7 protein-coding genes are annotated in these 7,902 nt (G+C 75.7%); 2 read left to right on the top strand and 5 right to left on the bottom strand.

From position 1 onward, the window contains the following. Nucleotides 1–12 precede the first annotated feature (12 nt). Both FOE67_RS10575 and dapE read right to left on the bottom strand, forming a co-directional pair. Nucleotides 13–798, bottom strand: a complete 786-nt coding sequence (locus tag FOE67_RS10575; RefSeq protein ID WP_182662909.1) for an LOG family protein — start codon at nucleotides 796–798, stop codon at nucleotides 13–15. 232 nt (nucleotides 799–1,030) lie between these two features. Further along, a complete protein-coding gene (gene dapE / locus FOE67_RS10570) occupies nucleotides 1,031–2,149 on the bottom strand; it encodes a succinyl-diaminopimelate desuccinylase (protein WP_182662907.1) in 1,119 nt (372 codons plus the stop codon). Nucleotides 2,150–2,720: 571 nt separating this feature from the next. Here dapE and FOE67_RS10565 point away from each other — a divergent pair. After that, nucleotides 2,721–3,239, top strand: a complete 519-nt coding sequence (locus FOE67_RS10565; RefSeq protein WP_182662905.1) for an ATP-binding protein — start codon at nucleotides 2,721–2,723, stop codon at nucleotides 3,237–3,239. Nucleotides 3,240–3,382: 143 nt separating this feature from the next. Here the strand turns inward: FOE67_RS10565 and dapC are convergent, their stop codons facing one another. Next, nucleotides 3,383–4,489: a succinyldiaminopimelate transaminase gene (gene dapC, locus FOE67_RS10560; RefSeq protein ID WP_323384668.1), complete on the bottom strand. Its 1,107-nt coding sequence runs from the start codon at nucleotides 4,487–4,489 to the stop codon at nucleotides 3,383–3,385. Between the two features lie 218 nt (nucleotides 4,490–4,707). Further along, the gene (gene fdxA / locus FOE67_RS10555; RefSeq protein WP_182662901.1) at nucleotides 4,708–5,034 is read right to left on the bottom strand and encodes a ferredoxin; all 327 of its coding nucleotides are present in this window, start codon (nucleotides 5,032–5,034) and stop codon (nucleotides 4,708–4,710) included. A gap of 135 nt (nucleotides 5,035–5,169) precedes the next feature. Between fdxA and FOE67_RS10550 the strand changes: the two genes are divergently transcribed. Beyond that, nucleotides 5,170–6,198: a GNAT family N-acetyltransferase gene (locus FOE67_RS10550; protein WP_182662899.1), complete on the top strand. Its 1,029-nt coding sequence runs from the start codon at nucleotides 5,170–5,172 to the stop codon at nucleotides 6,196–6,198. Nucleotides 6,199–6,321: 123 nt separating this feature from the next. On the opposite strand, the gene FOE67_RS10545 is transcribed toward FOE67_RS10550, so the two are convergent. Continuing rightward, nucleotides 6,322–7,902 (bottom strand): peptidoglycan binding domain-containing protein (locus FOE67_RS10545; RefSeq protein WP_228473742.1); only part of this gene is annotated, 1,581 nt, incomplete at its 5' end.

Raw genomic sequence — 7,902 nt, 5'->3', positions numbered from 1 at the left:
GGTCGGGGGAGGTCAGCGGGTGACCTTGGTGACCAGCTCGATCGCCTCGTCGACGTCGTCGGTCAGGTGGAAGAGGTGTTCGTCCCTGGCGGAGGCCTTGCCCTGCGCGATGAGGGTGTCGCGCACCCAGTCCACCAGCCCGCCCCAGTAGGCGGTGCCGACCAGGACGATGGGGAAGCGGGTGACCTTGCCGGTCTGCACCAGCGTCAGCGCCTCGAAGAGCTCGTCCAGGGTGCCCAGCCCGCCGGGGAGGACGACGAAGCCCTGCGCGTACTTCACGAACATCGTCTTGCGGACGAAGAAGTAGCGGAAGTTGACGCCGAGGTCGACGTACTCGTTCATCCCCTGCTCGAAGGGGAGTTCGATGCCGAGGCCCACGGAGACGCCGTTGGCCTCCAGGGCGCCGCGGTTCGCCGCCTCCATGGCTCCGGGGCCGCCGCCGGTGATCACCGCGTAGCCGGCCTCGGCCAGCGCGCGACCGATCCGCACCCCCAACTCGTACTCGGGGGTGCCGGGGGCGGTGCGGGCGGAGCCGAAGACGCTGATCGCCGGGCCCAGTTCGGCCAGCGCGCCGAAGCCCTCGACGAACTCCGCCTGGATCCGCATGACCCGCCACGGGTCCTCGTGCAGCCAGTCGGAGGGGCCCTGGGTGTCCAGCAACCGCTGGTCGGTGGTGCCGGGCACCATCTGGTCGCGACGGCGCACGACCGGCCCCAGGTGCTGCTCGCGCCGATGGGCGGCGTCCGCGAAAGCGGTGGGTTCGGGGGCGTCCCCCGGGGTGTGGTTCGCGCTGCTCATATCCGCTCCTCGCTGCCGTACGGTCGATCCGCCCGCGCCGACCGTCCGGCCCCCGGGGCGCGGGGGGATCCCCGGCAGCCTACGCCGCGCGGGGGTCGGCCCCCGCTACACGCGGGTGAACGGGCGGGGACCGTCCGACGCGCCCGCTCCCGCCCCGGGGGCCGGGTGCGCGGGCGCCGCCCCCGCCTCGCCCGGGCGTGTCGGGTCGCCGGGCGGGAACCGTCGGGCCCCCTCACTCCCCCACCGGGCCGGTCAGCCAGGAGCGCAGCCGCTCCTCGCACCGGAGCACCACCGCCGTGTCCACCCGCTCGTCCCGGCGGTGCGCCAGACTCGGCTCGCCCGGACCGTAGTTGACCGCCGGGACCCCGAGGGCGCCGAAGCGCGCCACGTCCGTCCAGCCGTACTTGGGCCGTGCCGTGCCGCCGACCGCCGCCATGAAGGCGCGGGCTGCCGGGTGGTCCAGGCCGGGGCGGGCGGCCGGGGAGTGGTCGGTGACGACGAACCCGGAGACGCCGCAGTCGGCGAACACCTCCCGGACGTGCCCGAGCGCCGCCTCCTCGTCCAGGTCGGGGGCGTAGCGGTAGTTGACGGTGACGACGCAGGCGTCGGGGATGACGTTGCCGGCGACCCCGCCCGCGATGCCCACCGCGTTCAGGCCCTCGCGGTACTCCAGTCCGTCCACCACCGGACGTCGGGGCCGGTACCCGGCGAGGCGCTCCAGCACCGGGGCGGCGGCGTGGATCGCGTTCTCCCCCATCCAGGAACGGGCGGAGTGGGCGCGCCGGCCGGTCAGCCGGAGCTCCACCCGCAGGGTTCCCTGGCAGCCGCCCTCCACCTCGCCGCCGGAGGGTTCGAGGAGGATCGCGAAGTCGGCCGCCAGCCAGTCGGGCCGGTGCTCGGCGAGGTGTCCCAGGCCGTTGTGCTCGGCGGCGATCTCCTCGTTGTCGTAGAAGACGAAGGTGAGGTCCCGGTTGGGCTCGGGGACGGTCGCGGCGATCCGCAGCTGCACGGCGACGCCCGACTTCATGTCGCAGGTGCCGCAGCCCCACAGCACGCCGTCGGCGTCCAGGCGGGAGGGGACGTTGTCGGCGATGGGGACGGTGTCGAGGTGTCCGGCGAGCACCACCCGCTCGGGGCGGCCCACCGCGGTGCGGGCGACCACGTTGTTGCCGTACCGGTCCACGCTCAGGTGGGGCAGCTCGCGCAGGGCGGCCTCGACGGCGTCCGCGAGGGGCTTCTCGTCACCGCTCACCGAGGGGATGTCCACGAGACGGGCGGTGAGTTCGGCGGCGTCCGCCGTGAGGTCCAGGGACGTGTCGGCGGGGCCGGCGGGGTGCGGTAGTGCGTGCATGTCGGATCACGCTACCCGGCGCCGGGGGACGGGTCCGCGGGGACCGGGACCCCGACGCCACCGGGGCGCCCGGGGGCTCGCGCGGGCCACCGGATCCCCCCGGGCACCCCGGGGAGGAGGGGAGCGGGGCCTCCCCTCCGTCGGCCCCCGTCGGCCGCGCCGGCACCGGGAGGGCGTGCCGGTGGAGGTGCGCGGAGGGGCGTGCCGCGGGTGACGGAGGGTGAACGGTGACGGCGGGCGGAGGTTCCGCACGGGGAGGGCGACCGGGAATCTTGTCGGGGATGCCCGGCGTGAGGCGGGGCCGGGACCGGACGGGATCACGCCGTGAGGCCGAGGTCGCCGGGTTTCCGGCGGCACGACGGCCGCGTGCGTCAACACACCTCCCCCGGATTCCCCCGATGGGATTCCCCTCCGGGGCAGAAGAAATGATAATTACAGAGCGTTACCAATACTTTACCCGGCGGGCCGCAACCTCGGCGCCGGTTTCGGCGATAGGCAGAGCGCGTCCGATCGGGTTACCCCCGGCGGATCGCGACTGTCGTCGAACGAGCATCTTTCGCCAAGGAGCATCATGTCCCACCCCCTCAAGCGCCACATCGCCCGCGCCGCCCTGGTGATCGCCGCCGGCGCCGCGCCCGTCGCCGGGGCGGCCGGGGCCGCCCACGCCCTGGAGCCCGCGCAGGGCGACCTCGGCGGGCTGAGCGCCCTGGACGGCGCCGCCGCCGGGGAGGCGCTCGACGGCGCGGTGCAGAAGGGCACCGTCCTCGCCGGTGAGGCGGCCGGGGAGGCCGTGAAGGCCGCCGTGCCCGCGACCGGCAAGGTGGTGGGCGCCGCCGGCCGCAGCGCCGCCCCCGCCGCGCAGGACACCGTCGGCGGGGCCGCCGGCAGCGGCGCCGCGGTGCTCGGCGAGACCATCGGCGCGCTGGCCGGCAGCGGTCTGGCCAACGGCAACCTGCCCAAGGACGGCCTGCCGCTGCCCAAGCCGAGCGGTGCCGGCCTGCCGATCTCCGCTCCGATCGACGCCCTGCCCGGCGGCGGTCCGCTCGCCGGCGGCCAGGGCGGCCTCCTCGGCGGCCTGCCCATCGGCTGATGCCGGACCCGGGCCCCGGCGGACGCCGCCGTGGCTCCGATCCCCCCTCGCGCGCCCGCCGGCGCCGGTCGGATGCCCGTTCCGACCGGCGCCGGCCGCGTTCCCCCGCCCGACCGGCCTCCCGGACCCCCGCCGGAACCCGCTCAGGACAGGCGGAGAGCCGCCTGTTCGACCCGCTCGTCCGTCGCCGTGAAGGCGACCCGGACGAAGGACGCGCCGGCCGGACCGTAGAACTCGCCGGGAGCCACCAGGATGCCGCGCCCGGCCAGCCAGTCCACGGTGTCCCGCCCCGGCTCGTCCCGGGTCGCCCACAGGTAGAGCGAGGCCTCGCTGTGCTCGATCCGGAAGCCCGCCCCCAGCAGGGCCGCCCGCAGCGTCTCGCGCCGGGCGGCGTAGCGGGCGCGCTGTTCGACCACGTGCTCGTCGTCCCCGAGCGCCGCCACCGTCGCGGCCTGCACCGGGGCCGGCACCATCATGCCGCCGTGCTTGCGGATCGTCAGCAGCTCGCCCAGCACGGTGGAGTCGCCCACCAGGAAGGCGGCCCGGTAGCCGGCCAGGTTGGAACGCTTGGAGAGCGAGTGGACGGCGATCAGCCCCTCGACGCTCCCGCCGCACACCGCCGGGTCGAGCACCGAGACGGGATCGGTCTCCCATCCCAGCTCCAGGTAGCACTCGTCGCTCAGCACGAGGACGCCGTGCCCGCGCGCCCACTCCACGATCGCCCGCAGCCGCTCCGGCGCCAGGACCCGCCCGGTGGGGTTGGAGGGGGAGTTGAGCCACAGCAGGCGCAGTCCCTCCGGGTCGAGCTCCAGCGGGTCCTCGTAGGGCACCGGCTCGGCGCCCGCCAACCGCGCGCCCACCTCGTAGGTGGGGTAGGCCAGGTGCGGGAAGGCCACCCGGTAGCCCGGGCCCAGACCCAGCTGGATCGGCAGCCAGGCGACCAGTTCCTTGGAGCCGACCACCGGCAGCACGTTGGGGTGGTCCAACTCCAGCGGCCCCGCCCCGAGCCGGCGCTCCGACCAGGACAGGATCGCGTTGCGCAGCGCCGCGGTGCCCCACACGGTCGGGTAGCCGGGCCGGTCGGCGGCCTCGGCCAGCGTCCGTTGGATCACCCGCGGCACGGAGTCCACGGGGGTACCCACCGACAGGTCGACGAGACCGTCCGGGTGGGCCTCGGCCGTGCTCCTCGCCCCCGCCAGGGTGTCCCAGGGGAAGACGGGCAGTCGGGCCGCGGGGGAACCGCCGCGCACGGCGGCCGGGGACTGCGCGGGGGGAACGGGAACGGGGACGGATGACACGCGCTGGACTCCTCGGGGCGGACGCGACGGACGGAACGGAGGGGCGGACGGAACGGCGGGCGCCGGACGGTGCCGGGCGGCACCCGGCGCCCGGTACGCCACGGTCCCGCACGGCTGCGCCGTACGGGACCGAAGGGGGATGACGGGCGACCGCGGGTCACCCGTCGGCATCACTCCTCGTGGTCGCGCGGCGGGAGGGCCGCGACCAGCGGGTGGTCCCGCTCGATCAGGCCGAGCTTGCCCGCGCCGCCCGGCGAACCGAGCTCGTCGAAGAACTCGACGTTCGCCTTGTAGTAGTCCTTCCACTCCTCCGGGACGTCATCCTCGTAGAAGATGGCCTCGACCGGGCACACCGGCTCGCAGGCGCCGCAGTCCACGCACTCGTCCGGGTGGATGTACAGGGAGCGGTTCCCCTCGTAGATGCAGTCGACGGGGCACTCCTCGATGCATGCCTTGTCCTTGAGGTCGACACAAGGCTCCGCGATGACGTAGGTCACGCTGTGGTTCCTCTCCATGAAGGGGCGGTGGCCCGCTGTGGTGCCACCGGCCGGCGCGCGGGAGCGCGGCGTCGTCGATGCCGCCCCCTAGTATCGCCGCTTCGGGACACAGCACGAACACGAGGGGCGATCAATATGCCGGAGTTCGCGGCGGGGGCACGGCTGGAGGTTCGGATCACCCCCGATGACCTGGGAGAACGCGTGTCGGTCCGCAGTCTGGTGGATCCGGCGGGGCCGGGCGCGGGGTTCACCGACACGGTCGGCGTTCTCACATCCTGGACGGACGGGGTGATCACCGTCACGCGGCGGGACGGCACCTCCGTGGCGCTGGCGGAACGGTCCGTGGTCGCGGGAAAGGTGGTGCCCCCGGCCCCGGCCCGACGCCGGGGTGTGCCGGCCGCCGGGCTCGGGGAACTGTGCGCGGTCGCCGCCCGGGGCTGGCCCGCGCCGGAGGAGGAGCGGATCGGGGATTGGCTGTGCCGGGCCGCCGGGGGGTGGACCCGGCGCGCCAACTCGGCGGTTCCGCTGGGGCCCGGGGAGCCCGACCTCGAGGCGATCACGGCCTGGTACGCGCGGCGCGGGTTGCCGCCGCAACTCGCGGTGACCACGGGGGCGGCCGGGGCACGGGAGATGACGGCGGCGGCGACGGCCGCGGCCGGGTGGACCGCCTCCGGGCACGCCGTGACCCTGGTGGGCTCCTTGGCCGCACTCGCCGATCGGGAGCCGGACCCGCGGGTGGTGATCGGCCGGGAGCCGGACGAGCGGTGGATGCGGGGCTATCCGAACGCCCATCGGGACCCGGTCGCGGCACGACGGGTGCTGGCGGCCGGCCCGGGGGTGCGGTTCGCGACCGTGCCCGATCCGGAAGCGGGGCCGGACGCCCCGCCCCGGGCCGTGGGACGGTGCACGGTCGACGGTCGCTGGGCGGGCTTCGCGGCGGTGGAGGTGGCGCCGGCGCACCGTCGGCGCGGTCTGGCCCGGGCGGTGATGGCGGAGTTGGCGCGGGAGGCCCTGGCCGGGGGCGCGAGCGCGGCGTGGTTGCAGGTGGAGGTGGACAACGTCCCCGCGCGGACGCTGTACGCGGGTGCGGGCTTCGCCGAGCACCACCACTACCACTACCTGCGCGGTCCCCTGTCCACGGCCGGTCCGGGCGGGACCGGGTGAAGCCGGGCGGGCGCGCGGCACCTCCCGGGGGCGCGTGAACGGCGCGGGCGCCCGTTCCGGCCCTCCGTGGAGGGGGAACGGGCGCCCGCGCCGTCGTCGTCCGCCGGGTGCCGCGGACCGCCCTCAGGAGGGGTCGAGATCCAGGTATCCCACGCGGTTCTCCTCGCCGGTCTCGCGCAGCGTGAGCCGCAGCACCGAGGCGACGTCCTCGGGCGTGACGGGCGTGGCCTGTCCGTCGCCGCGCACGATGGTCACCTGGTCGAAGGTGCTGCCGTACAGGCTCGCCATGATCTCCAGGTCGTAGTGGTCGACCAGTTTGCCGTCCACCGGCCGCATCGACAGGAACTGCCGCAGCGAGTTCTCCGGGCTGAACTGGATGGTGGGGGCGACGCCCGGCACCCCGTCGGCGCCCGCCACGATGGTGACCAGGCCCGACATGGCGGGCTCGGCGAACTCCTCCATCGCGCGTTCCACCTCGGCGCGGCCGATCTCCGGCTCCACCTCCACGGTCTGCACCTCGATGGTGGGGTTCTCGCCGGTCGCGGCGCGCAGGCGGAACACCTCCTGCACGGCCGGCGCCGCCGAGGCGACGTCCACCGCCAGGCCGGGCTGCCCGTAGTCGGCCACCGGGGCACCGGTGTCGAAGGAGATCGAGCCGTCGCGCGGGGCGGCGGCGCCGATGTCCGCCAGGTCCAGCAGGGCGGCGTTGAGCTTCTCCTCGTCCACCCCGAAGGTCGGCTCCACCTCGCGCCCGGAGCCCAGCAGGGACCCGATGACGCTCACCGGGTTGTAGTCGGTGCTCGCGGCCTCCCGGACGGTGGCCTCGGTGTCGATGGTCAGGCCCGCCACGGCGGGCAGCAGTTCCACGGTCTCGCCCTCGATGCCCAGGAGCAGCGGGGCGCTCGCGGGGTCCTCCAGCACCGAGTCCAGCCGGTTGACCGCCGTCTGCGTGGTCGTGCCGCCGATGTCGTGGCCCAGCACCGTGGTGCCCCGGGGAACGTCGTCCTGGTTGAGGAGCAGGCCGGCGCCGTAGGCCACCACGAGGAGACCGACGACCCCCACGAGGGCGAGGACCAGCAGCTTGCCGCCCCGTCCGCGCCGGGGCTCCTCGTCGTACTCCTCGTACTCCTCGTAGTACTCGTCCGCGTCGGTGTCACGGTGCCCGGGGGGCTCGGCGTAGCCGGTGCCGTAGGCGGGGGCGGGGAACCGCGAGGCGGCCTCGGCCGCGTCGGGCCGGGCACCGCCCGTGGAACCGGTGCCGAAGGGCTCGGGCAGCCGGGGCATGGCCTCGGTGGCCTCGGGATCGCGGGAGGGCCAACCGGCGACGCCCTCGTCCGTCAGGGGCCGCTCCGGGGGGGTGCCCGGGCCGGACGGACGATCGGACGGATTCGCCGTGGCGACGGCTTCCCCGGCCCGCGGGTGAGCCCCCGGGGCGGCGGGGACACCACCCGGCGGCGTCCCCGGATCGGCGCCCGGGTATCCGGCCGGCGGCGGCTCCATCGATCCGGTGCCGGGGCCGGTGGTGGGGCCGTCGGGCTGCCGGAACACGGCCCCGTTGTCGCGGCGGGGCAGCGGGGGGACCGGACCGGCGGGCGCGCCGTCCGCCGGGGACGGGTCGATCATCGGCGCGGACAGGGTGCCCGTCGTGGAGGGGTCCGCGGGCGGGAGTGCGTCCCCGACCGGCCGGGCGGGCGAGGGGATGCC

It is taken from the genome of Streptomyces calidiresistens, from assembly GCF_014141525.1.
In the GTDB taxonomy this organism is placed as follows: Bacteria; Actinomycetota; Actinomycetes; order Streptomycetales; family Streptomycetaceae; genus Streptomyces; species Streptomyces calidiresistens.
This window is presented reverse-complemented; position numbering and strand designations above follow the sequence as displayed.